The sequence below is a fragment of the Vibrio sp. Vb1026 genome, from assembly GCF_033338745.1.
GTDB lineage: Bacteria > Pseudomonadota > Gammaproteobacteria > Enterobacterales > Vibrionaceae > Vibrio > Vibrio alginolyticus.
In genome coordinates this window covers 339,365-364,759 of the sequence record NZ_JAWOTH010000003.1, presented here as the reverse complement: position 1 = coordinate 364,759, position 25,395 = coordinate 339,365, and the positions used below count along the sequence as shown (strand labels likewise).

At 44.8% G+C, this 25,395-nt stretch carries 24 protein-coding genes; 3 read left to right on the top strand and 21 right to left on the bottom strand.

Annotated elements, in window-relative coordinates:
- Window positions 1–12 precede the first annotated feature (12 nt).
- From R7E47_RS08175 to R7E47_RS08165, 3 genes are all read right to left on the bottom strand, one after another.
- Window positions 13–552, bottom strand: a complete 540-nt coding sequence (locus R7E47_RS08175; protein ID WP_053306570.1) for a TRAP transporter small permease subunit — start codon at window positions 550–552, stop codon at window positions 13–15.
- 115 nt (window positions 553–667) lie between these two features.
- Window positions 668–1,759 carry a TRAP transporter substrate-binding protein gene (locus tag R7E47_RS08170; protein ID WP_017636112.1) on the bottom strand — a complete coding sequence of 364 codons (1,092 nt, stop codon included), beginning with the start codon at window positions 1,757–1,759 and terminating at the stop codon, window positions 668–670.
- A 414-nt stretch (window positions 1,760–2,173) separates the two neighbouring features.
- The gene (locus R7E47_RS08165; RefSeq protein WP_005376863.1) at window positions 2,174–2,578 is read right to left on the bottom strand and encodes a hypothetical protein; all 405 of its coding nucleotides are present in this window, start codon (window positions 2,576–2,578) and stop codon (window positions 2,174–2,176) included.
- Window positions 2,579–2,851: 273 nt separating this feature from the next.
- Between R7E47_RS08165 and R7E47_RS08160 the strand changes: the two genes are divergently transcribed.
- Complete coding sequence (locus R7E47_RS08160; protein WP_005386825.1) at window positions 2,852–3,517, top strand: DUF2982 domain-containing protein; 666 nt, start codon at window positions 2,852–2,854, stop codon at window positions 3,515–3,517.
- Between the two features lie 18 nt (window positions 3,518–3,535).
- Here the strand turns inward: R7E47_RS08160 and R7E47_RS08155 are convergent, their stop codons facing one another.
- The 15 genes from R7E47_RS08155 to nrfB form a co-directional block, all read right to left on the bottom strand.
- Window positions 3,536–4,192: an MBL fold metallo-hydrolase gene (locus R7E47_RS08155; RefSeq protein ID WP_005376855.1), complete on the bottom strand. Its 657-nt coding sequence runs from the start codon at window positions 4,190–4,192 to the stop codon at window positions 3,536–3,538.
- A gap of 129 nt (window positions 4,193–4,321) precedes the next feature.
- Window positions 4,322–4,870 (bottom strand): DUF882 domain-containing protein, encoded by a 549-nt coding sequence (locus R7E47_RS08150; RefSeq protein WP_031778936.1) that lies wholly within the window; start codon window positions 4,868–4,870, stop codon window positions 4,322–4,324.
- A 166-nt stretch (window positions 4,871–5,036) separates the two neighbouring features.
- On the bottom strand, window positions 5,037–6,578 hold the full coding sequence (locus tag R7E47_RS08145; protein WP_213908176.1) for a murein L,D-transpeptidase: 1,542 nt from the start codon (window positions 6,576–6,578) through the stop codon (window positions 5,037–5,039).
- Window positions 6,579–6,731: 153 nt separating this feature from the next.
- Entirely contained in the window at window positions 6,732–7,814 is a 1,083-nt protein-coding gene (locus tag R7E47_RS08140; RefSeq protein WP_158156647.1) for a DUF1513 domain-containing protein, read from the bottom strand.
- The gene (locus R7E47_RS08135; protein WP_213911110.1) at window positions 7,795–8,832 is read right to left on the bottom strand and encodes an imelysin family protein; all 1,038 of its coding nucleotides are present in this window, start codon (window positions 8,830–8,832) and stop codon (window positions 7,795–7,797) included. The genes R7E47_RS08140 and R7E47_RS08135 overlap by 20 nt, the downstream gene beginning before the upstream one ends.
- Window positions 8,833–8,842: 10 nt before the next feature.
- Window positions 8,843–10,225 carry a di-heme oxidoredictase family protein gene (locus R7E47_RS08130; protein ID WP_318084048.1) on the bottom strand — a complete coding sequence of 461 codons (1,383 nt, stop codon included), beginning with the start codon at window positions 10,223–10,225 and terminating at the stop codon, window positions 8,843–8,845.
- A 92-nt stretch (window positions 10,226–10,317) separates the two neighbouring features.
- Complete coding sequence (locus R7E47_RS08125; RefSeq protein WP_042522786.1) at window positions 10,318–11,580, bottom strand: imelysin family protein; 1,263 nt, start codon at window positions 11,578–11,580, stop codon at window positions 10,318–10,320.
- Window positions 11,581–11,754: 174 nt separating this feature from the next.
- Complete coding sequence (locus R7E47_RS08120; RefSeq protein WP_025767283.1) at window positions 11,755–12,351, bottom strand: GTP cyclohydrolase II; 597 nt, start codon at window positions 12,349–12,351, stop codon at window positions 11,755–11,757.
- A 271-nt stretch (window positions 12,352–12,622) separates the two neighbouring features.
- Window positions 12,623–12,799: a hypothetical protein gene (locus tag R7E47_RS08115; protein WP_020480909.1), complete on the bottom strand. Its 177-nt coding sequence runs from the start codon at window positions 12,797–12,799 to the stop codon at window positions 12,623–12,625.
- Window positions 12,800–12,945: 146 nt separating this feature from the next.
- Window positions 12,946–13,356, bottom strand: coding sequence for a heme lyase NrfEFG subunit NrfF (gene nrfF, locus R7E47_RS08110; RefSeq protein ID WP_258473879.1), 411 nt, complete (start codon window positions 13,354–13,356; stop codon window positions 12,946–12,948).
- Window positions 13,343–13,876, bottom strand: a complete 534-nt coding sequence (locus R7E47_RS08105; RefSeq protein ID WP_005376839.1) for a DsbE family thiol:disulfide interchange protein — start codon at window positions 13,874–13,876, stop codon at window positions 13,343–13,345. Before R7E47_RS08105 ends, nrfF begins: the two co-directional genes overlap by 14 nt.
- Window positions 13,854–15,761 carry a heme lyase NrfEFG subunit NrfE gene (locus tag R7E47_RS08100; RefSeq protein WP_318084045.1) on the bottom strand — a complete coding sequence of 636 codons (1,908 nt, stop codon included), beginning with the start codon at window positions 15,759–15,761 and terminating at the stop codon, window positions 13,854–13,856. Before R7E47_RS08100 ends, R7E47_RS08105 begins: the two co-directional genes overlap by 23 nt.
- A 9-nt stretch (window positions 15,762–15,770) precedes the next feature.
- Window positions 15,771–16,742, bottom strand: a complete 972-nt coding sequence (nrfD, locus tag R7E47_RS08095) for a cytochrome c nitrite reductase subunit NrfD (protein ID WP_005376835.1) — start codon at window positions 16,740–16,742, stop codon at window positions 15,771–15,773.
- Window positions 16,739–17,425 carry a cytochrome c nitrite reductase Fe-S protein gene (gene nrfC, locus R7E47_RS08090; protein WP_005376833.1) on the bottom strand — a complete coding sequence of 229 codons (687 nt, stop codon included), beginning with the start codon at window positions 17,423–17,425 and terminating at the stop codon, window positions 16,739–16,741. Before nrfC ends, nrfD begins: the two co-directional genes overlap by 4 nt.
- A 1-nt stretch (window position 17,426) precedes the next feature.
- Entirely contained in the window at window positions 17,427–18,029 is a 603-nt protein-coding gene (gene nrfB / locus R7E47_RS08085; RefSeq protein WP_005376830.1) for a cytochrome c nitrite reductase pentaheme subunit, read from the bottom strand.
- A 450-nt stretch (window positions 18,030–18,479) separates the two neighbouring features.
- Here nrfB and nrfA point away from each other — a divergent pair, with 450 nt between their 5' ends.
- Window positions 18,480–19,907 (top strand): ammonia-forming nitrite reductase cytochrome c552 subunit, encoded by a 1,428-nt coding sequence (gene nrfA, locus R7E47_RS08080; RefSeq protein WP_318084041.1) that lies wholly within the window; start codon window positions 18,480–18,482, stop codon window positions 19,905–19,907.
- Window positions 19,908–20,025: 118 nt separating this feature from the next.
- Here nrfA and R7E47_RS08075 read toward each other — a convergent pair whose 3' ends face one another.
- The 3 genes from R7E47_RS08075 to gyrA form a co-directional block, all read right to left on the bottom strand.
- On the bottom strand, window positions 20,026–20,580 hold the full coding sequence (locus R7E47_RS08075; protein ID WP_005376825.1) for a hypothetical protein: 555 nt from the start codon (window positions 20,578–20,580) through the stop codon (window positions 20,026–20,028).
- A gap of 42 nt (window positions 20,581–20,622) precedes the next feature.
- The gene (locus R7E47_RS08070; protein ID WP_176311069.1) at window positions 20,623–21,246 is read right to left on the bottom strand and encodes a hypothetical protein; all 624 of its coding nucleotides are present in this window, start codon (window positions 21,244–21,246) and stop codon (window positions 20,623–20,625) included.
- A 123-nt stretch (window positions 21,247–21,369) separates the two neighbouring features.
- Window positions 21,370–24,090, bottom strand: coding sequence for a DNA topoisomerase (ATP-hydrolyzing) subunit A (gyrA, locus tag R7E47_RS08065; RefSeq protein WP_318084039.1), 2,721 nt, complete (start codon window positions 24,088–24,090; stop codon window positions 21,370–21,372).
- Window positions 24,091–24,565: 475 nt separating this feature from the next.
- Here gyrA and ubiG point away from each other — a divergent pair, with 475 nt between their 5' ends.
- On the top strand, window positions 24,566–25,273 hold the full coding sequence (ubiG, locus tag R7E47_RS08060) for a bifunctional 2-polyprenyl-6-hydroxyphenol methylase/3-demethylubiquinol 3-O-methyltransferase UbiG (protein WP_017636129.1): 708 nt from the start codon (window positions 24,566–24,568) through the stop codon (window positions 25,271–25,273).
- The last annotated feature ends 122 nt before the right edge of the window (window positions 25,274–25,395 follow it).

Here is a 25,395-nt window from a genome sequence, read left to right as displayed (position 1 = left end):
AATGACTTCCTTTTACGACTTACCGTTATTACCGGCATAGATGAGATGAGGGTTGACAATTTTGTTGATTGAATGAAGTAACAATCCAATACCACTCACCGCCATAAAGAAAAATGACAGCGGAATCATCGCTTTGATAATCCAACGATATGGTAAGCCACCTGGGTCACCAGACGTCTCGCCTAACGCGTAACTTTCCTTAGCGAAATCAACACCAAACCAAGCTACCAGTAGGCAAAAAGGGAATAAGAAAAATAGTGTGCCTATGATGTCGATGATGGATTGTGCTTTGTAAGATAAGCGTTCATAAAAAATGTCGACGCGAACATGGCCACCGGACTTAATTGCGTAAGGCACACCAAGCAAGAACACGGCAGAGAATAGATGCCATTCCATTTCTTGGAATGCGATAGACACATCATTAAACACGTAACGCATGACAACGTCGTACACAACGTTTGCTAACAACAAAATAAACAGGATGCTGGATAACCATCCGAGGAAATCGCTAAAGCGGTTAAATAATCGCTCAATATAAATAAGACTTCTCATTCCGAACTCCGTGGAACGTTTAGATGCGCTCCGCTATGGTGCGGAGCATTCATTATGAAGTTTTCTTGGGCTTCGATAGCTGGCTAAACCTCTCGGCATCGCCTGCTTCATAACGTTATTGTTGAGCTTGACTGTTTAAGTACGCTCGGTGCGAAATATCTGACCATGGTCGAACTTGATTCATATAGTTCGCTTGCGACTCTTGAATCTCTTTCGCCAAAGCATCTTTTTCTGCATGTTCTTTCAACAAACGATCGTTTGCTTCTCGCAACGCAGCTACTACTTCAGGTGGGAAATCTTTTACTTCAACATTTGGGTATTCAGACTTAATAGATGCCCAGTTTTTGCCACTTTCGTGTTTCGATTGCGTGTACATATCGTAAGCGGCCGTTTTCATGGCTACTTGCAAAATCGCTTTTAGGTCATCAGGTAGACGATTCCAGGTACGCTTGTTAACGAGGAACTGAAGCTCAGTCGCTGGCTCATGCCAACCTGTGTAGTAGTAAGGCGCGATTTTGTGGAAGCCCATACGTAGATCCAGCGATGGACCAACCCATTCCAAGGCATCAATTGTGCGACGCTCTAGAGAAGTATATAGCTCACCAGGGGCGATATTCGTTGGCTTGGCACCTAACTCAGCCAAAATCTCACCAGCAAACCCTGGGATACGCATTTTCAAACCCTGTAAGTCCTCGACGGACTTGATCTCTTTTTGGAACCACCCGCCCATCTGAGTATCGGTATTACCGCCAGGGAAAGACATCAAGTTATGTGGAGAGTACACTTTTTCCATCAGCTCCATACCACCGCCGTAGTAAAACCATGCATACTGCTCAGTTGGCAACATACCGAAGGGCATAGAAGTGAAGTAAAGTGTGTTTGGAACCTTACCCTTCCAGTAATAAGACGCTGAGTGACCCATGTCATACTGACCCGACTTAACCATATCAAACACCCCAAAAGGCGCTTTATGCTTGTTTGCGGAATCAATGCGGATTTGCAAACGTCCGTTGGACATCTCTTCCGCCATTTTGGCCATGTTTTTTGTGGTATCACCAAAAATTGGGAAATTAGGCCCCCAAGTTTCAGCAAGCTTTAAACGATAGACTTTTTCAGCAGCGTTTACAGAAGTCGCTGCGAGTGCCATCGCGGCAGCGACAGCGGTTGTTTTGAGCACTCGTTTTAAAGATTTTTGGATTAGACTCATCGTTCACGTCCTTTATCACCAAGGTTATTGTTGTCATCCATTTCATTAGGATTGGCTGTATTCGGTATAAAAGATGTAACAATGTTGTCTAATGCGAAATGGGCATGAACACGGAAGCGAGTAATTCATCAATAAGGCATTAGCCTAAGGTATTACGTACAAGTACGTAGGACAACCGTCATGACAAAAGACTGTTAATAGCAAAATCAATAAATTATATTTTTATCTATGAATAAAAATAAAAGACAATACGTACGTATTTTTCTGCCAAAAAATTTACATAGTATTTAAGAAAATGTGACAAACCACTTATTGGCAGTGTTAAAGTCAGTACTTAATGCATTATTTCCAATACCAAGATAAAAAAATACCTCGGCATCGGCCGAGGTATTCAATCTAGAACGGTAGCGGTAATTAAACTGCTTTGTAGATAACTTTGTTACCTGCTAACTGCTCTTTTTGAACTAGGTTTTCTTCAAGAAGCTTCTTTAGTGCGCCAGTAGCCCATGATGCCGCTTTAGTATCTTCTTGACCTGCAGCTAGACCGATGCCTTTAGGGTTAATACCTTCAGCATTCGCCATAACGATGTCTAATACTTGTTGTTGCTTAGGAGTAAGGGCAACATCAACTGTTTTCACTGCAGCTACTTTTTTATCAGCTACTACTTTCTCCGCAACAGCTTTTTCAGCAACAGAAGGTGCTACTGCTTTTTCCGCAACAGGCTTCACTGCTTTAGGTGCTGCAGCTAAGTTTGCTACTGTCGCTTTAATGCGTTTTTGCAGTTTCATCTGCACTTTACGCTTATGAGCAAGTCTCATTGAATATTTCTCCAGTTCACTGCATCTCAGCAGGGATGAAAATTTGAAGCGCGTTTTATACCAAAATTCACAAGCAATTTGTAGGTTTTAGCGGCGAAACGCGATGAAAAATGCGCTCAAAGCATAGAACGTCTACTATTTAATCAGATATTTTATGAACGGATTTATTGAATACTGGGTATAAAAACAGAGGTTTGTTTTATTTTAAATGCAAATCAATGCACATAAAGCTACCCACTTATTTTTGGACAAGTATTCGATGAGGTTATAAGCATGGAAACGCTGCACCTAACAAATTCACATTTCAAACCCGACTCCCCTATCAACAGAATACTTTTGTTGCTTGTTGCACTCATCACTTTGTTTTTGGTTGCCATTTCTCCGGGATGGAAGCAAGCCATGTTGTCGGTCATTTTGATGTCTGCAATCGTTGGTTTCGCCATCTTGATGATTAAGAAAAGCCAAGTCACTTTTACGCTGACAGCTTCTCACTTTCAGCAACACCTTTTTAAAGGAGGTTGGGTCGTCCGATGGCGAAATATTGAGTCAATCGGTATTTGTAGCTACCAACAGGAAGGGTGGCACCAACCGCTACCTTGGATCGGTATTCGTCTAAAACACTACTCGCCCTACTTAAATTCAATCTGCCCTCGTATAGCGACAGAAATTCTCCTCAGCCAGCGAGCACTGCTTTACTTAGGCGCGAAACAAAATCAGTGTGAAGATAAGTTTGAGGATATAGTGCTTGACCCTAAACCGTATATAAACAGAGATGGGATTGAGTACAAAGGTTTGTTAGCGATGCTCGCCAACCGGATGAAGTATCAGAGAGGCTTTTATGGCTACGATCTATTTATATCAGCAAGTGATCTAGATCGTGAGGCTGAGGATTTTGTGGGACTGACTCGGCGATACTTAGCTGCCGCCGAGCCAGAATAATGCTTAGTACACGCACTTTTAGTAAAGCGGCATCTCGTCAGCAACGAACGGGTTAGTTTTACGCTCATGACCGAAAGTCGATTGAGGGCCGTGACCAGGGACAAACGTGACATCATTGCCTAAAGGCCACAATTTCTCTTTGATAGAACTAATCAACGTATTGAAATCACCTTGTGGGAAGTCAGTTCGACCAATGCTACCGTTAAACAAAACGTCACCCACAAACGCTAAACGCGCTTCTTCACTGTAAAGCACAACGTGACCAGGTGTATGACCAGGTGTGTGGAATACGTTCAGCACTTGATTACCAAAAGTGACAGTGTCACCTTCATTTAGCCATTGGTGCGGTTCAAACGCTTCTGTCAGCGGGAAACCAAACATTTGGCTCTGACCTTCCAAACCTTGCAACCAGAAGTTATCTGCCTTGTGAGGACCAACAATCTCTGTACCGCCAAGCAGTGCAGACAGCGGTTCCGTGCCACCTACGTGGTCCAAGTGACCGTGTGTTAGCACTAGGTTTACCACGTCAACACCCAGCTCTTTGATAAGCATAGCGAGCTGCTTTTCATCGCCGCCTGGGTCAACCACAATACCTTTCATGGTTTCGTCACACCAGACAATAGAACAGTTTTGAGAGAAAGATGTTACTGGAACAACTTGGTATTTCAGAGCCATAGATAACCTATACCGAATAAATTTGCATGAAAACTGCCGCAACTATGACACTAAGGCCTAGCGACTTCAAGCTTTGAACTGTGGGTAATCGACGACGTTCTGAGACTAGAAACCTTGTCTCAACTAGCACTACCAGGAACGAACAGCTCCCGTATCGATATGAACAAAGTTACTACCTGGATAATAACCCACGCCACCGGCTTTTAGGCTTAATGCAGCATCACGAACCGTTGAAAGCTTCACGCCGTCTAAACGAAAATCAATGGCCTTTCCTTCCATGTGCATGCTCTTTTTCGCTACACGAGAAGACCCGTTGCGCAGCGAGGCGTTAGTGGCAGGAGAACGGTAACCTGAAATGACGATCACCTCTGCTTCTGTACCAATTAACTTTTGAATTTGGCTTATTTGATCGAACAAGCGTCGATCCATCGGATGAACCTCATTCCGTCGATGGTCTCGACAAAACTCATTCAGCCTTTGAAGTTCATCATTAATGTATCGTTTTCCATCGAAATAGCATGTTTCGAGGATCTCTCCAGTATTAAGATTGTTCATCGCCAGCGCACGTGGCTCGTCAGGGAGTGAAGCCCAAGAAAATGATGGCAGGGCAGACGCCAACACCACACCACCAGCGGTCATTTTAAGGAAATCTCGGCGGGAAAAGTTACGACTTACCATTTCAAAATACAGTGCTCAACAACTAGACAAGTCGTGGACATTAACCAAACACATTTGTCACGTCAAATGCATAAAACGCTCCATCTTGATTTTCAGATGCAGTAATTATTGCTTAATTATTGAACGAAAAGAGAATTCTTCGTTTTGTAAATTTTCCTTAAAAATTTCAACTGCGGTGATCGTACTTATAGATATCATCACGGTAGTAAAGCGTTCCCTCTTCCAACCATGCTGTTTGATAAATGATGTGTACTTGAATGCGCTCTCCCAAAGGAACTGACGTGTTAGACCGACGAGAACTTTCTCGCTTTTTCGCTAAACGTTCTTCCAACCCCTGAGTTTTGAACAGAAGTTCTGCTAACCGGTCTGCATGTTCTACACGAACACATCCTGAGCTGAATGCGCGTCTGTCCTGTTCAAACAAGTTCTTACTTGGCGTGTCATGCAAATAAATAGCTTGTGGGTTAGGCATATTGAACTTGTACAATCCCAGTGCATTTTGTAAGCCTGACGCCTGTCGCATACGATAAGGAAATGTTCTCGGATTCACCGTTGCCCAATTGATGGTTGTAGGGTCAATAATTTCGTTCGAAGTCCAAGACCGAATGATTTGAATGTTATGGTTAATCAAATACATCGGATTACGTTTTACTTTAGGAATAATGTCTTTAACCATGATAGTCCAAGGCACGTTCCAAGTTGGGTTGAGAATAACTGAATCCAGTGCTACCGACATGATGGGCGTTTTTCTTGATGCTCTCCCTACCACAACTTTAGACTCAAACAAGGGTTGACCGTCATGCCAATACGTGACTTCGTATCCAGGCACGTTAACAAAGACAACATTATCCCTTTCTTTCGACCAAATTCTTGAACGCTCAGAATTCAACGCCAACAGATGCAATCGCTCTTGAGGAGAAAAGTTGATCCATCGAATGGTATTCGGGCCGATAACGCCATCTTCTTTCAAACCATGAATACGCTGGAACTCTTTTATCGCAAGCTCTAATTGTTCGTCATATTCTTCAGTGACTAAATCCAAGTAAGAAACATCTACGCCTACGATCTCCATTCGCTCAATCAATAGGGGTCTGTTTTCTAATATATCGCCAACACGTGCTAGCCCAGTTTGTTGATAGGCAGGATATTGGTACTGAGAATGTTCCGATAGCGAAGAATAGGCGGAGTAGAAAGCATCATCTGTTTGTAATGGAGACCGGAGACTTGCCAAAAACTGACCAAGTTTGCCAACCGTAATCTCATTACTCAAAATCGATAAAGTATCGATGCTAGGAGCGGGTAACGTAACATGGGCTTTGTCTGTAAATAGCCAATTAATCCCTTCTTCGGGGAGTTGCTCAAGATAACTAAGGTACATCAAGAGTGAGTCTGTCATCACTAAATCGAAGTCGAGATTATCTCCCTGCCACCTTACTTGGTTTATCCGGTGAAGTTGATTTTCGAATTCGTCGGTGACATCCGCAAGAGCAACCAGGTTTACTTGAAAAAGAAACTGCTCAATATCACTTTCATTTTCCCAGTTCAAACGGTAATTGGTGCTTTGATACAGTTGATCAATCACCTCTGGATAATGGATCATTTTTTCTACAGACAGCTTTTGTACCGCTCCCTCTTGCTCGACTTGCGCTGAAGCTTCGAGAGAAACGACGGTGGAAAAGCTGCAAAACGGCACCAGAAGTGCCGTCATGATTAAAACCCTAGCAAACACTGAAATGATCCTTGCGCTACTTGCCATAATAAAAAGTATGGCAAATATCTCACAGCTTGCAGGTTTAAAATTAAGAATCTGATGCCGAAAACGACAACAAAACCCTCTATAAGTAATTACTCAATGATCTTTCTAGATAATTCTCGACCAATGGTTGTCCCATTGTACTCCGCTTGCGAAGGTACTTTTTGACGCTTCGGGCTTTTGCTCTACCACTTTTCCCGCACCAGAGCTGACTCGGAACTCATCGCCATAGACCACAACACCAGAAGCGTCTGGTAACGCACTTAGCTCTACCAATTTGCCAGTAGATTTAGACCATATACCATAACAACTGCCCGGAGGCGAAGTGGCTAAGATCCATTCATCGGTTGCTGCAATACTCGCAACGTAATGATTGAAACGCGCCCACTCTTCAGGCTCAGCTTGAAGATCTTGCATTTCACCACCACGCGTGTGCATGGCGATCAAGGCTGGATACTCGTCCGGCTCACCACGATATTGCTGACCACAAAGCACGGTTTCCGCACCATCATGGGCTAAGTGGCGAATACTCAACTTATGATCCGGTAAAGACACTTGATCCAATAGCTCCCCTTCCTGTGAAAGGTAACTCAGGCTAGGTCTCATGCTATCAAGATTGAGAGGTTCACGACCGTTGGTGTGTACGCCACCGACGCCAATCGCTAATGCGCCATCAGGCATCATGATCACTTCATGAGGACCAAGACCAAAACCCGTTAACTCATCGATCTTTTGATATTGCTTCTGCACATCATAAACACCAATGATCCCACGGCTTGTCCCCCTCTCCCCTTCTGTGGCAAATAGCAATGTGCCGTCATGGGAGTAAACACCATGTCCGTAAAAATGACGATTTGGCGTTGCTAGTTGCAGTTTGATCATCTGCTCTGAGCGATAATCAAACACCATGAAGAAAGTACCAGGTCGACGACCAAAAACTACGGCGTGGCCTTGTTGGTTGGTTGCTACACCGTGACCACGCTCAGGAATCGGCAATGAAGATAGCGGCATACCATGCTCATCCGCCACCACCGCTGCGAATTTATCTCGACCAATGATAGAACAGCCGATCAACGCAGGTTCACGTGAGCTTGTTGAAGCACAACCAAATGGCATCATAGGTATAGCCGCCCCGAATAGAGCGGCTTTCAGCAAGGTTCGGCGGGTTTGATCAGTCACCATCGGTTGCATTAAATCCTATAACTACGCCAAGCTCGATCGCCACTTCTTCGTGAATCAGGTACTTCAATTGCTCTAGCTTATTGTATTGAGAGAGCACCATGCGATAGCCTTCTTTTGTTTGTAGTGCAGCAAACAAGCTCTTATCTTCTGGCCAAGTTTCTAACGCCATTTCAAACTGATGAACGACACGGTCTGCGAGATCTGCATGGCCTTGCTCTCTAAGTAGCGCATCTAAACCATTCCCGTTAGCAAAGTACAACGCTTCCATCCCTTGAAGGTTGGCTTTTAAGTTTGAAAGCGAGGTCTCGGAACGCCACGATTCTGAGAAATACGGGCGAGGCTTACCAATCTTCGCTAGCGGTCGGCTCAACTTCTTCATGCTGTATTCAAGCTGATTCGAGAGCAGTGAAATGTACTCAGATTCCCATTCCGTCATCTCTAGCGATTTCCAAGGGTTCTCTGCCCAAGAATCCGCGATGATCTGCGCTTTGTCATCAAGGTTTTCAGCAATCGAAACGCCTGTCGCACAAGTATTGCCGTTGCTAGATAAGGTCGACGCTTTATCGTAAAGCAGCCATTCCAGAGCCCCTAAACCTTGCACGGTGACACTTTGGGTGGAAATATCTTCTGCACTCCAAGCTTGGTCAGATTTCGTCAATACAGACATTTTACGACCAGTAGTGTTCTTTTTATCTGGCCAAAACTGAACATTCCAGCTTTGCTCCAGCGCCGTAGCAGGGCCACGTTCTTGACCTTGTAATGCCATCCACGCAAGCATCGTTTGATGCCATTGCTGTTTTACTTGTGCATCATCTTTCGACTCTGATGCGCAGTAATCCGCGAAGCGCTGTTCAAGTTCTGTGGTTTGCGCTAAAAACGTCTGAGCTGATTGAAACTCGACCTCGTACACGCTTTGAGAAATATGACTTGTACTCTCAGGCTTGGCAGAGCTCGAACCGATGGTCGATTGGCAACCAACCAAACTTAACGTTGCGGCAATCGCACTCACTAATAGTGTTTTTTTCATGGTTGCTTCCTTATAGAGAATTCAGAAACGCAATCAATGCGTCACGTTCTTTTTTGTTCAGTGCTAAGACGTTTTGTTTCGCAGTTTCAGCTTCGCCGCCGTGCCACAACACCGCTTCCATCAGGTTACGAGCGCGGCCATCATGTAGAAAGTAAGTGTGTCCGTTTACTTCTTCGGTATAACCAATGCCCCATAGCGGTGCTGTTCGCCACTCGCGGCCGTTTGCTAGGTATTCCGGACGGTTATCGGCTAAGCCTTCACCCATGTCATGCAAAAGCATGTCGGTGTATGGGTGGATAAGCTGCTCAGAAAGCGCTGGTAACTCTGGTCGTTTCGCCGTTTTAACACTGGTCTTGTGGCAGCTTTCACAGCCAGACGCAGCAAAGATTTGCTGACCAAGTTTCACGTTAGGGTCATTGACATTACGGCGAATAGGTACAGCTAAGTGCTGGCTGTAAAACTCTACGAAGTCGAGAATATTTTCACTCACTTCTGGTTTGCCGCCATTTGGCATGTCGTCACAAATGCTTTGTTTCGAGGTACAGTTTTCATTTGGGAATAAATGGCTCGTAAGACCCACATCACCATTGAATGCTGCTGCATTTTGCTGCATTAACGTTGGTTGTCCGGCTTTCCAGCCAAAACGACCAATCGAGAAGTCGTCCTTCTCAATATCCCACACCTTATTGACTTTGCCTGAGATACCGTCTTTGTCGGCATCTTGTTCATCAGCCCAAGCAAGTAGCGTTTCGTCGGGAATACTCTCTAACAAACCAAGGCCGATCATTGGCGGTGCCACGCGTGCTGAGAACTCGGTATCTGGGTGCATATCGCCGTAACCCAGCTCGGTAATGTTCAAATGAGGTTTTCTTAGTGTCACCGTCGTACCGTCTTTAAATCTAACTGGCACATCGGTGTAAGTGATTTCGATTTTGCCTTCTGGCGTTTGATCTTGCAGGGCGAAGTCTTGAAGTTGGCCACCATAAGTTGGCTCAGGTATACCGCCATCTTTGATGTAGGCTTTCTTTTGTTCTGGCGTCATCGCAGGAATGCTCAAGCGCACTAACATAGACACGGCATGTAAATCATCTTTCTCTGGCGGATGACCCCGGCCATCTTTGATGTGGCAGTTCTGACAACCATTGGTATTAAAAAGCGGGCCTAGGCCATCACGAGCGTCCGTTGATGCTGGCGCTTGTACCCAAGGGTTGCGAAAAAAGCTGTTACCCACACTAAAATCGAGGCGTTTGCTCATCGGCAGGTTGGCAGCAGGAAGAGAATAGGCATTCGCGCCGTCTTTTTTAACACTGGTTTTGCCACCAGACTTAACATCATAAGCCATGGCAGAAGAAGAAAGGATCGCGGCTAGCGCAGAAATTAGGTATGGCTTCATATCATTGCTCTACATAGACAACAAGGGTGATAACAACGAGCTCAAACGTCAAAAGGGCTCACAAAGAGCCCTTATTTATTATGGTTTTCTTATTAAAACTCGTGGTCAGCAGTATCAGGGCTTAGGCTGTCGATGCCGACAATGCTTGCCGCGCGCTCAATCGCACCGGTTTGTGCTACCAACGACATGATGGTGTCGTTTACTAGCGCGTTGCCTTGTGCGTTACCCGCTGCAATAAGTTGGTCAAAGTGCTGGTTGTTCTTCTCTGCAGAAGTCACTAGCTCACCAACTTGGCTACGTGTTGTATCAAACTGCTTTTGAATTTCGGTCGCTGCTTTCTTGTCTTTTTGAGCAACAAGGTCAGCGATACTTGGACCAGATAGCTCTTTGCCGTTTACACCTTTGTATGTACCTGTGTAAACGTTGTAGATGCCTTGCTCATTGTAGTAGTGAGAGTTGTGCGTGTTGTCTGAGAAACAATCGTGCTCGTCTTCAGTTGAGTTTGCTTCTAGTGCCACCTTCATGCGCTCACCCGCTAGCTCACCTAGAGAAAGAGAACCCATGCCGAATAGCATCTTACGAAGACCATTGTCAGCAGATTCGTTTAGTAGCTCTTCACGGTAGTTACCTTTCACTTCAGCAGACCACTGCTTTTCCATCCACTCAAGGTCTTGAACCAGTAGATCAGCGGCTGCTTTTAGGTACTCTCCACGACGATCACAATGGCCATTCGTACACTCAGAACCCACAACGAAATCAGTGTAAGCGCGTTGACCTGCACCCGCGTTAGTACCGTTTAGGTCTTGACCCCAAAGCAAGAATTCAATCGCGTGGTAACCTGATGCAACGTTTGCCTCAGAACCGCCTACTTCGTTTAGATCCGCTAGCAATTCTGGAGTGATTTTTGAAACGTCCAGTTTAGAAGCACCGATCTGTAGGCTAGTGTTCGCGATGATGTTGGCAGCAGCGCCCTCGTTACCCAATTCGTATTGGTAGTCCGCTGCTACGTAGTCGATCAGACCTTCATCAAGTGGCCACGCGTTTAACTGACCTTCCCAATCGTCAACAATCGCGTTACCAAAACGGAAAACTTCAGACTGTTGGTAAGGCACGCGAGAATCTAGCCAAGCTTGTTTTACTTCTTCAAGCTTTTTCGCTGATGGTGATTTTAGGAATTCGTCGATTTTTACGTCAAGCGCTTTCGCTGTTGTTACTGAATCAGCAAACACAGCATGGGCAACGTCCGCGTAATGTTCGACTACTTGTTGTTTAGTTACTGTGGCAGCAACGGTAGAACCACTGGCAATGAGGAGTGATGCAGCAATAGATTGGACTAAAACTTTTTTTGCATTCATCTGAAGCATCCTTGTTGAGCTTTTCAATTATCGTATTGGTAGTGCTAATTATTCTTATTTGCACTTTAGTCTCGAGATAATACAAATTTACAATTTATTTGCAACTCCAGATACAAAAAAACCTCATAAAAATGAGGTTTTTCACAGGCTTTATTGTCAGTTTTATCTTTAGGATTAAACCTTTAGGTCATGTTTTCCGTGAGAGACTTTTGCCTTCAGATAATTTTCGTTGCCATCTTTGATATGTGCAGAGGTATTGACAACCTCGCCAATTTCAATTCCGTACTCAGATAACTCACGGATTTTCTTAGGGTTGTTCGTCACGAGGCGGATCTTATTCACGCCTAAAGCTTCTAGCATTTGTGCTGCTTCTGTGAAATCACGCAGGTCATCATCAAAGCCCAAATGGTTGTTAGCTTCGTACGTGTTCATGCCCTGGCTTTGTAAGCGATATGCATCGATCTTATTGTACAAGCCAATACCACGACCTTCCTGACGGAGATACAAGATGATACCACCGGACTCGCCCATGCGATTGATCGTCTCTTCTAGTTGCTCACCACAGTCACAGCGTGAAGAGTGGAACACATCGCCTGTCAAACACTCAGAGTGCATACGAACTAAAGGCATGTCCTGAGTTTGGTCCGCTTGTTTAAAGATAATAGCAACATGCTCTTTGTCTGTCTTCAGACCATGGAAAGACAGAATTTCGGCATCAATGTTACTTTTTGCCCCGACTTTAAAATCTACTCTGGCACGTACTTCCGCCATATCTATACTCACTCGATTTATTGCTTGATGCGCTTGATGCGTTTTCGTTATTGCATTCATGGGATTTACTCGTTGCTCTTCAACTATGGGGACTGATACCGCATTTTGCAATATAGAGATCACAATTGAGGGCAGTTATCCACTCAAGACAGCAAAAGAGAAACACTCTCCAACTGAACAATTGTTATATTATAACAATTTAAAAAAACTACAATAAAAAACCCCAGACAAATTTTGTCTGGGGTTTCAAGAAGGTCGTTTGGTCTATCTTTTAATGGGTCTGACTGCGCTTCCAAACGGCGAGTTCAATCCAAACTGCTTCGAGTTCTTGGATTTCCTCGTCGGTCAACACGGCGAGCGTTGAAGTAACTTGAGGCAGGTTCGGTGATTGCAATGCACGAATCTGCGAATAGAAGTCTTTTTTAAGTTGTAATATAACTGAATCCACTGCGTGCACCTATTTCGTTCTTTTATTACTTATCCAGCTCAAAATTTTTATTTTCTTTATACTGGAAACTTCATAAATTCGGAAAAATGATAACATTCTGCTTGTTAAGTGCACAATTTATTTTTAATAGTGGAATAACGGTCACATTAATTACGCTTCACCATTCGGATCGAATATAAGACAAAAAAGATCAAAAATAGCACAGGAAAGATCCACAACAGCGCCGTGGAATAATTTAATGGTGGTTGGTACAGAACAATATTCCCATAACGAGCAACTAGATAGTCCTTTATTTCTTGATCTGAGCTGCCTTCATTGGCCATCGTATACACTTTCAACCTCAGGTCTTTAGCCGCTTGTGCATTAGACTCGACAAGGTTTTGGTTTTGACACTGCGGGCAGCGTAATGCCTTGGCTAACGAGGTTGCACGCTGTTGCACTTCAACGGAATGAAATTCAAACAGATCAACATTCTGTTCTATATCCGCACTTCTCGTGAAAGGAGAAAATATTATAAATAGGATGAAAGTGAGGAGAAGATTATTAAATCGAAACATTCAAGTATCCTGAAAATATATCGTTCCATTTATCTGCCGTTAGCTCTCCACGATATTTGATCAATATACGACCATTTGGATCAATCAAGTAAGTTTCCGGCGTTCCGATAACACCTAGCTCCACAGCGAGCTTTCCATTAGGGTCACTAATTACTTCAATATATGGATTTCGTTTAGAGCTCAAATATTCACGAGCGGCTTGTTTTTGATCTCTATAATTCAGCCCAATAATAGGCACACCGAGTTCTGCTAACTGCAATAATTCTTCATGCTCTCGTTTGCATACTCCGCACCAAGATGCCCAAACATTCAATAATTTATATCCGTCGCTTTTGAACAACTGCTCAGAAACCATGTCATCAGAGATCAGAGAAGTAGAGCGAAAATTAGGTGCATCTAAATTTCGTTGTGGGGACAATTCAACATGTGGTCGCTCAGACAAAGCCACCGCAGTTACTACAGCAAACACGGCAACAGCCACAAACAGACCTGCGAGTTTAAGCGTATTTCTCGATCGCATTGATAGCCTCTCTCCTTTTCTTTAGGCCGGTTAATAGCGCACCAAACACAGCTAGTAGCCCGCCAGACCATATCCACCAAATACCTGCGCGGTACTGAACTTTAATCGCATAAGCATGAGTATCGACTTTGTCACCCAATGTCACGTAATAATCGCCATGCCATAGTGAACGAATCGCAGGCTCGGTCATATTCATCACTCGCACAGGGTAATGACGCTTTTGCGGGTTGAAATTGAGCATGCGGCCATCTTCCAAGTGCAAGGTGATCTGTCCTTGTTCCGCGGTGTAGTTTGGCCCCACCAGCCATTCGATACCATGATAATCGATAGTGATCCCCGCCCTTTGTTGAGAACTGCCGGGTTCGACACGTAAATTGTGTTCATATGAGTAGTGACTGTTGAATACAGCTCCACTCACCGCCAGCGCAAAACCGATATGTGCCATCACGATTGGCATGAGTTTGCGCTTATTGGAACAACGAAACAGCATAACGAGATGCGCCACAATCACCCAAGTAGCCAATATTATGGTTAGCAATACTTCGAAATGCAGTACGTTCACTGAGAACATAAACCCGCTCCCAGAGACTATAGATAACGCAATACTAATCGCGATATCAGTGCTTCCACTCGGAACTGCGCCTTTTGTCCATTTCAGCACTGGCATGAATGCTAAGGCAATCAGAGCCAGTATGCTTAATGGAAAGGTCAGACTATTAAAGTAAGGTGCGCCAACCGAAATGTTCCCTAAGCCGAGCAGTTGATAAACCATCGGATAAAAAGTGCCAAGAAAAACGATGGCAGTCGCAATAACCAGCAGCCCTTTGGCGATATAAGCAGTGTAAGCTTGGCTCGCTAGAGATTGAAGTTTGAAACGAGGGAGTTGTTCTCCTCGCAAAATCAGTACGCCAAAAGTGATAATGACAAGCAAGCTCAATACACCAATCAGCACCAAACCTTTAGTTGGGTCCACCGCAAAAGCGTGCACTGAAGTCAGCACGCCAGAGCGCACCACGAATGTCCCTAAAGTGCTTAGGCTGAACGTAGCAAACGCCAGTGCATAGGTGCTCCAAATTGCGCCTCTGTTACGTGTTGCGACAACACCGCTGTGCAACAAAGCAGTACCAGTAAGCCAAGGGAGTAGAGAAGCGTTCTCCACAGGGTCCCAAAACCACCAGCCGCCCCACCCTAGCTCATTGTACGCCCACCATGATCCCACCAAGATACCCAACGTGAGCGTTCCCCATGCAAAAAACGCTGCGCTTCGAGCAACCACATACCAATCGCTCATCGGTTGTTTACCCAATAGCGCTGCTAATGCAAAAGCTAATATTGCTGCGTAACCGACATAACCGAGATAAAGCAATGGTGGATGAATGATAAGCCCAACATCTTGCAACATTGGGTTTAGATCTCGTCCTTCCGACGCCAATACTTGGGCATACTCGAACGGGTTAGAGGTCATTAACGTGAACCAAGCAAATGTCGCAATAAGAAGGTTCATGATTCCTAAACAGTCACAAGTATATTGGGCGTTGAGCGGTGACTTAAATGCAATTAACGACGCCCATAAACTCAAGGTGACGACCCAAAACAACATGGAGCCTTGGTGCCCGCCCCAAGCGGCAGCAATCTTGAATGCTACGGGAAGTTGACTGTTGGAATGCGTAACAACATATTCCAACGCGAAGTTGTCTTGCACGAAGCAGACGATCAGAAGTGCTAAACAAATGAAGGAAGCTAAGCTAATGATGTGGGACATCGCGACTTGATGCGGCAATGTCGCCTTCTTACTCATAGCACGACGTAGCCAATGCAGCAACGATGCACAAGTCGATGTTACAGCCACCAATATCAGTAAGAAGAACCCTAGCTCAGCTTCCATTTATCCCCCTTACACTATGGTCATTTGACCGGCATATAGAATGAAAGTACGCAGCATAAGTACGCCAACCAAGCTCAACGTCGTGACCACAAAAACGTAACTGCCTCTGTGGCGCACTTCTGAAGGCGTTAACCAATTGAGAGTCAAAGGCGTTATCATGCCGATGAACACTACGCCAACCCAGAACCATTGAGCCCAGAATCCACTCGAAATAGCATTCCAAGCCGCGACTTCGTTCTGACCACCGCTGAAGATCAGTCCGGTAAAGAAGGTCACTAAGACAAACAGCTCAAACAATACTACTGGGCGTTCAAATCCGTGTACCCAAGACACACTTGGGCTGCTGGTCGACTCTTTAAATACCAAGATACCGAACATCAAGCATGCTGCTGCACCCGAGGACAAACTAGAGAACAGGAACAAGATTGGCAGTACTGGATTGTTTAGCATTGGGTAAGTCTTCAACGCAGACAATAGAAAGCCAGTGTACGCTGCAAGTACGATGGCTAAGAAGCCCAAGAATAATTCAATTGCGTTGTTGGCTTTCCCCGCCTTAATCAAAATGCCATCGGCAAAATCCAGCAGTTTGCTTGGTAACTTCCCTTCACAGAAGCTGATGATTTGATGGCGGAAGATAACGCCAATCCAAACAAACAGCACTAGCATGTACACTTGGAACAAGATCACGCCCATCGACATCACAGACGTTGGGTTGTAGTAGATCATGATCTTCCAAAACTCTAAAGGCTTGGTTAAATGGAAAATCAAAATTACCAACCCAGCAATGATGCCAAATGGTGCGAGCCAAGCCATCGCTTTCATGATGCCGTTGTTTGCGGGATCACCTTCAATCACTTTGCGTTTTAAATAGATAGAAATAATCACCGCACCCGCTGACATCCCAGCAAAGAATAAGTAAATCGCGATGATCCAATCCCAGACTAACGAGTCAAAGTGGAATGCACTTTCGAAGCCGTTCATGATGACACCTCCCCTTTGCTATGCGGAATTTTGTACAGTTTAGGTTGCGTACCTAAATGCGATTTATCGCGATAGACAACATGGCTTTCGATAGCTTTGCTCACCTCGCTAGTTGGGTCATTTAAATCACCAAAGATGAGTGCTTTTGTTGGGCAAGATTCCACGCAAGCTGGCTGCTTACCTTGCGCTAGGTTGGTATCACGGCAGAAGTTACATTTATCCGCAGAGTGATCGACTGGATTAAAGAAGCGCACTTGGTAAGGGCAAGCAGCAAGGCAATAACCACATCCGACACATTTCTCTTTGTGTACATCCACGATGCCGGTCGCCTCATCTTTGTATGCAGCGCCTGTTGGACAAACGTATACACATGGTGGGTTATCACAGTGCTGACAGGATTCGCGAGTAAACTGGTATTTCACATCTGGGAACTCGCCAATCGGTTCACTGCGATGAATTTTAAGTCGCGTTACGCCTTCAGGGACTTTATTTACTTCGCGACAAGCATCGGTACAAGCGGTACAGCCAATGCAGGCATTTTCATCATGAACCATACCCATGCGTTTCGCTTGTTCACGGTTGCTGGTATAAAGAGAGGAGCTAACAACGGAAGTGCCTGCAACGCCTGTAGTTAAAATCAACGCGCCGCTGCCGGCTAAAAAGTTTCTTCTCGAACATTTCATGCTATCTCTCCTCTTCTTTGGCAAGTTCAGGTTCGACGGCAAATTCAGAGTGACAATCCACACACTGCTTGATCAGTTGTTTTCTGTCGTACGACAACGCTTTGGTTTTCGCTGTGTGTACATCGTGGCAATTTGAACAAGTGAGGTTTTTGGCGTGCACATCGTGCGTCCAGTGGCTTTCTCTCAGTTGTGTCGGTGCATGGCAATCCACACATCGGCTGTTGGCTTTAAGAATCATGCTTGGATCAAGGAACACTTTGTCGTGTACCTCTTTCGATTGCGCGGCAGAAAACTTAATCACATCAGGCGCGCCTTCACGGTGATCAGGGCCGATGTTGCTATGGCAGTTAGTGCAATTGAGCTGCTTACCTTGACTCAATAACGCTTGCGAATCATGCGATAGATTCAGAGTCTCTTTGGCGTCCTTATGACATTGAAGACACTTGTAGTCTCGGTCACGGATCAACTCGACTTGATGACGCTCAGCTTGAGCACCTTCAATCGGCTCTGAAGAAGTCGCATGGGCGGCGATGGAGAAACCATAGATGGCAAAGACGAAGAGAAGTTTCAGCATTGTCTCTATGGTCAATTTTATATTGCCCATATTGTTCTTTCCTTAGCTCGACAATAATTGATAACTATTCTCAATTATTTATTTGAGCGACAATTAATTTCCTCTGAAGATATTTTTTAGATCTTCAAATGACATCAATTCTTATTTCGGAAAGCCACAACGCTAAACCTATATTTATAATACCTCTATTATTCATAAGGGGTAGAAACACCTGCTCAAAAAGCGAACTAAATCACCCTATTTTTAAAAAGGTTAAAACCCCAAAGCATTGTAGAACAATGACTTAACAACTACCACTTTAGAGGTATATAAATTCAAACATGACTGAGATCACTGGTGTAAATTGATCTAAAACAAGACAAGATTCACTCACTATTTCATCTATCCAATTAAGCAATATTATTAATCGTAGATCTCCAGTTCTTATTTGGAATAGCTCCTCACAACGCTGCTAATAAAAACGAATATGGAGATAACACTGTGAGCATAAAACACTGGATGAGCGCACCTATTGCGGTTGCGACCTTATTCGCCAGCCAATTATTTTTGGTTGGCGCTCCGTTAGCGGCAGAAGAGAAGGATTTTATCGATCCTCGAAATGACGCCTTTGAACAGAACCATCCCGACCAATACCACTCTTGGAAAGCAACATCCGAAAGTGAGCACATAGAAGATGCTCTAAGTGAAGACCCAAACATGGTTATCCTGTGGGCAGGTTATGGCTTCGCGAAAGACTACAACAAAGCGCGCGGTCACTTTTACGCACTTGATGATGTTCGCCAAACCTTACGTACCGGCGCACCAACCGACGAGAAGTCCGGGCCTATGCCGATGGCGTGCTGGAGCTGTAAAAGCCCAGACGTTGCTCGCGTGATTGATGAACGTGGTGAAGACGGTTATTTCGAAGGTAAATGGGCACGCTTAGGCTCAGAAATCGTCAACCCTATCGGTTGTTCCGATTGCCACAACACAGGCTCTGAAGCCTTCAAGAAAGGCGAACCTGCGCTAGCACTGACTCGCCCATACGTCGAGCGTGCTTTTGATACTATTGGTAAAAACTTTGATGAACAGTCTCGCCTAGATAAGCAAGCATCGGTCTGCGCTCAATGTCACGTTGAATACTACTTCACCGGCCCAACTAACGCGGTTAAATTCCCATGGGATATGGGCACCACCGTTAATGACATGGAGAAATACTACGACGCGTTGAATTTCAAAGATTGGACGCATGCCGTATCTAAAGCGCCGATGCTAAAAGCGCAACATCCAGGTTTCGAAACTTGGAGAGCGGGTATTCATGGTAAAAACAAAGTGGTGTGTGTGGACTGCCACATGCCTAAAGTGACCAAAGAAGACGGTACGGTGTACACAGACCACAAAGTGGGTAACCCATTTGATCGTTTTGAAGACACCTGTGCGCAATGCCATACCCAAACTAAAGAGCAGCTACAAGGCATCGTCTCGACTCGCAAAGCGCAAGTACTGAACATGAAGCTAACCGCCGAGAAGCAAATCGTAGCGGCACACTTTGAAGCAGGCGCAGCGTGGAAAGCAGGTGCAACAGAAGCAGAGATGGAACCTATCCTACAAGATATTCGCCATGCACAATGGCGTTGGGACTACGCGATTGCTTCTCACGGTGTTCACATGCATGCTCCTGAGGTAGCACTTGAAGTACTAGGTACTGCAGTTGACCGCGCTGCTGACGCCCGTACCAAATTGGTTCGTTTACTGGCAACCAAAGGCATTACTGACCCTGTTCAAATTCCAGATATCTCGACCAAAGCGAAAGCGCAACAAGCACTAGGCATGGATATGGATAAGATGAACGCAGACAAGAAACACTTCCTAGAAACAGTAGCGCCAGAGTGGGATAAAGCAGCAGCTGAACGCGAAGCCACGTATTAGTCTAACTGGCAACGGTTAACTTATAGATACAACAAGGGGCGTACTGAACGCCCCTTTTCTTTCTTTATTATCTTTATCTCTTCATCCTGATTCTATCGAGAGACAAAAATCGAATGTACTAGCGACGAGGAAGCCTAGGTCTAGGTTGAATATTTGGACGTGCTTTAGGTATCTGCACATTTGGACGAGCAACTGGACGCTGGATCTTCGTTTCCGGTAATGCTTTTCTTTGTTGAACCTTTTCTTTCACCGCCTTGCCTTGTAAAGTCGCTGGTTCAATATGCTCCGGACGATTCTCCCATTGGGTTCGAATCTCTTGCTTTTGCTCGTCAGGCAATGATTGCCAATGATCATCAAGCTGGCGTTTCATGTTATCGATATTGGCGGACATATCGTCGTCTTTCCAATCTTCGACTTTGTCTTTGATGGATTGCTGTTGGTCTTCATCTAAACCATTCCACCACTCTTCCAGTTTCTCTTTGTATTCATCGTCGTTATCGCAACAGCCCGGATAGTAATAAATCCAGTAGTCGTCATGATCGTACCACCACGGGTCGTAGTAACCCGATGAATAATAAACCGTAGAGGAAGAGCCAGAATGATCGGAAGAGCTACAACCCGCCAGCACAGAGCCGCACAGCAAAACCAATATGCTTAGTGCTTTATTTTTCATTCGTTGCCCACCTTTCCCTCTATTGCTTGTTAAATTGTACGCTTACAACAGCTCTTTTGCTTTGTTAATAGAGTTAATGATTTGCACCCTATCTAAATTTGGATCATTAGAATCTAATAATAGTATCCAGGCATCAATCGCTTCCTGAAAGCGGAATGACAGAAAATGATCATTTGCGATCAAAGACAAAGCGGCTTCATTGTGCGGCTCTATCTGCAAAGCTTGCTCCAAAAGCAAGCTAACTTCTTGCGTCATTGATTGCTGGTGAATGTAGTACAAGGTCGTCGCTTTTGCGGCAAGTTGCGTGGCACTGACTGGCTCAGTCAGCTGGATCGCGTAATCAAAACAAATCAGCGCGCCATCAAATTCCCTCTCTAGCAGGTAGCCCTGCCCGAGTTGGAACCACAATTCAGCGTTGTTCGGATCTTCACGCAACTGGTCTTGAATCTCTTTCATGATGTCACGAGCAGTCATCATTCGTGACATTTCCGCTTGTATTGGTTTAGGCGGTGTTTGATGCAGCAATAAGAAACTGGCACTCGTCACGACAAGTACTAACAGGCAAAAACCAAACCATTGAGCAGGTTTAACTTTTGATGCACTCAGTGATAAGAGTACGATAAACAACCCCATTAGAGTGATGGCAGCGAAAAACCAAACAGACATAACACGTCCCATAAACAAAGATAACGTCAGTGTACGCATTTCTTACTTTAAATGCGTTGATACAGATACAAAAAAGCCGAGCAACTAAGGCTCGGCTTTTCATATCAGGATAACGATGTAAGATTACTCTTCGTTACCTTCCTCTGCATCATCAGCAGCTGGAGCTTCTGATGCGTCTTGCTGCGTATTTTCGCCTGTTGACTCTAACGCTTCTGCATCTTCATCAGCAGGCAGCTCTTCATCATCAACTTCTTCAATACGTTGCAAACCAACAACTGATTCATCTTCCGCAGTACGGATAAGCGTTACACCTTGTGTGTTACGACCAACCTGGCTAACTTCACCCACACGAGTACGTACTAACGTGCCAGCGTCGGTGATCATCATCATTTCATCACCTTCAACAACCTGGATAGCACCAACTACCGGGCCATTTCGCTCAGAAACTTTGATAGAAACTACACCTTGAGTGCCACGACCTTTTGTCGGGTACTCGCTAAGTGCTGTACGTTTACCATAACCGTTTTCTGTAACCGTTAGGATGTCGCCTTCGTGCGAAGGAACAATAAGTGATACAACTTGGTCATTTTCAGCCAGTTTCATACCACGAACACCAGAGGCGGTACGACCCATAGGACGAACACCTTTAAACTTGATCTCTGGCTGACCATTCTCATCAAGAACTGGTTTACCATTTTCATCAAGTACTGGAATCTCTTCTGCTTCTTTAAAGCGAACCACTTTACCCGCTTTAGAGAACAGCATGATTTCGTTTTCGCCGTTAGTGATATCCACACCGATTAACGAATCGTCTTCACGTAGGTTCACAGCGATTAGGCCGTTTGAACGTACGTTTGCAAACTGGTTCAACGGCGTTTTCTTAACCGTACCGTCACCTGTTGCCATGAAGATGAATTTGTCTTCAGAGAATTCATCAACACGCAGAATTGCGGTAATGCGCTCACCTTCTTCGAGTGGAAGGATGTTCACAATTGGCTTACCACGCGCAGTACGGCTCGCTAGAGGCAATTGGTAAACTTTCAGGCGGTATGTCTTACCACGAGTAGAGAAACACAAGATGTTATCGTGGGTATTCGCCACTAGAAGACGCTCGATATGGTCTTCATCTTTCATCTTAGTCGCACTCTTACCTTTACCACCACGGCGCTGTGACTCGTAGTCGCTCAGTACTTGGTACTTAACGTAACCACCGTGAGATAGAGTAACTACAACGTCTTCACGTGCGATCAGCTCTTCCATGTCAATATCATGGCTCGCAGCTGTGATTTCTGTACGACGAGCGTCACCAAAGCCGTCACGAACCGCTTCAAGTTCTTCACGGATCACTTCCATCAAACGCTCAGTGCTCGCAAGGATATGCATGAGTTCAGCGATTTCTTCTAGAAGTGTTTTGTATTCGCCAAGAATCTTCTCGTGTTCTAGACCTGTTAGTTTATGTAAACGTAGATCTAGGATAGCTTGTGCTTGTTGCTCAGTCAGGAAGTACTGACCATCACGAATACCGTATTCAGGCTCTAGCCATTCAGGGCGCGCAGCATCTGTACCAGCACGCTCTAGCATTGCTGAAACGTTGCCTAAATCCCAACCACGAGCGATAAGACCCGCTTTTGCTTCAGCCGGTGTAGGTGCCTTACGGATAAGCTCAATGATTTCATCAATGTTAGCAAGCGCTAGAGCTAAACCTTCAAGGATATGAGCACGTTCACGCGCTTTACGCAGTTCGAAAATAGTACGGCGTGTCACAACTTCACGACGGTGATCAACAAAGCACTTCAACATATCTTTTAGGTTGAATAGCTGTGGCTGGCCATTGTTTAGGGCCACCATGTTGATACCGAAAGTGGTTTGCAGCTGAGTCTGAGCGTAAAGGTTGTTTAGAACTACTTCGCCCACAGCATCGCGCTTACACTCAATAACAATGCGCATACCGTCTTTATCTGACTCGTCGCGCAGCGCACTGATACCTTCTACTTTCTTATCTTTAACTAGCTCAGCGATCTTTTCGATCAAGCGAGCTTTGTTCACCTGGTAAGGAATTTCAGTGACGATAATGGTCTCTTTACCATTCTTCTCCACTTCGATGTCCGCTTTCGAACGCATGTAGATTTTGCCACGACCTGTTTTGTACGCGTCTACAATGCCTTTACGACCGCTGATAAGCGCCGCCGTTGGGAAATCAGGACCAGGAATGTAATCCATTAGTTCATCAATAGTGATTTCTTCATTCTTGATGTATGCAAGACAGCCATCAATCACTTCGCCAAGGTTATGAGGCGGGATGTTGGTTGCCATACCTACTGCGATACCAGAAGCACCGTTAACCAATAGGTTTGGAATTTTAGTTGGAAGAACCGCTGGGATCTGCTCAGTACCGTCGTAGTTTGGTACGTAGTCTACGGTTTCTTTGTCTAGGTCAGCCAATAGTTCATGGGCAATTTTTGCCATTCGAACTTCGGTGTAACGCATTGCCGCAGCAGAGTCGCCATCGATCGAGCCAAAGTTACCTTGACCATCGACCAGCATGTAACGAAGCGAGAACGGCTGAGCCATACGTACGATTGTGTCGTACACAGCACTATCACCGTGTGGGTGATATTTACCGATTACGTCGCCGACAACACGGGCTGATTTTTTATATGGTTTGTTCCAATCGTTGCCTAGTACGTTCATCGCGAATAAAACGCGGCGGTGTACTGGTTTTAGGCCATCACGCACATCTGGAAGAGCACGACCCACGATGACTGACATCGCATAGTCTAGGTATGAACCTCTAAGCTCATCTTCAATGTTTACGGGCGTGATCTCTTTAGCTAAATCGCTCATAGAGCCATTATCCCTCTATTATCTGATCGTAATTACGATACGTGTAAGGTGCAAAAATATAACACATAATTCATCACTTCGGCATCACTTTCCCTCTCCTTTTATCAGGTTGTGAGCTTGGTTATGAATCAAATGTCGAGAATTTGCACACTCATCCCATATCTTTCTGATTAGTGGTTATATTTCGGTCAATATTGCGCAAAATCGGACCCTTTACGCGGAAAAGCGAGGTAAATTCCTTTAACCACACAACGCGAAAATGCAGGTTTTAGAGTTATTGTCACTGGCACCAGTTCAAGGATGAAGCAAAAACAATAGTTAGCGCTTTACAAATTACAGGCACCTGTCTCGATTGCCGCGCCAGTGAACTCTGTCATTGTCCCTTAACTAAGCACATCGAGGTTGTTTGGGTGTAAAACGTTGGAGTATACTGGCGCCCTCTAAAGGACTCAGATTGAATGCAATAAAACCAATTATGACTAAAGCACAAAACGTCGATCCAAGTGAAATTAAGAAATTCGAGGACATGGCTTCTCGATGGTGGGATTTAGAAGGCGAGTTTAAGCCGCTTCATCAAATTAACCCACTTCGTTTGAACTATGTACTTGAAAAAGCAAATGGCTTGTTTGGCAAGCGAACACTTGATGTCGGCTGTGGTGGTGGCATTCTTGCTGAAAGCATGGCAAAAGAAGGCGCTATTGTGACGGGGCTTGATATGGGTAAAGAACCATTAGAAGTCGCGCGACTACATGCATTAGAAACAGGCACTCAACTGACCTACATTCAGAGCACAATAGAAGACCACGCTATAGAAAACGCAGGAACTTACGATGTCGTGACTTGTATGGAGATGCTTGAACACGTTCCAGATCCTCTCTCCGTTATCCGCTCTTGTGCTGCGCTAGTCAAACCCGGTGGTCACGTGTTTTTCTCAACTTTGAACCGAAACATTAAGTCGTACTTATTTGCTATTGTCGGTGCTGAGAAGCTTCTTAAGATTGTTCCTGAAGGCACTCATGAGCACGATAAGTTTATCAAGCCAGCCGAAATGATGAAGATGATAGACCAAACTGACCTGACGGAAATGGGCATTACTGGGCTTCATTACAACCCTCTAAATGACAGCTACAAACTCGGTCGTAATGTAGATGTAAACTACATCGTTCATACTAAAAAATACTGAACGCTATTAAGTTAAAAAATGAGTTTTGTGATTGACATTTTTTAAAGAAAATGAATCGGAAGCGGTAGCACAAAGTTGCCGCTTTTTTTGTCTTTTTATGGCTAAAATTCGTGCTCCAGATT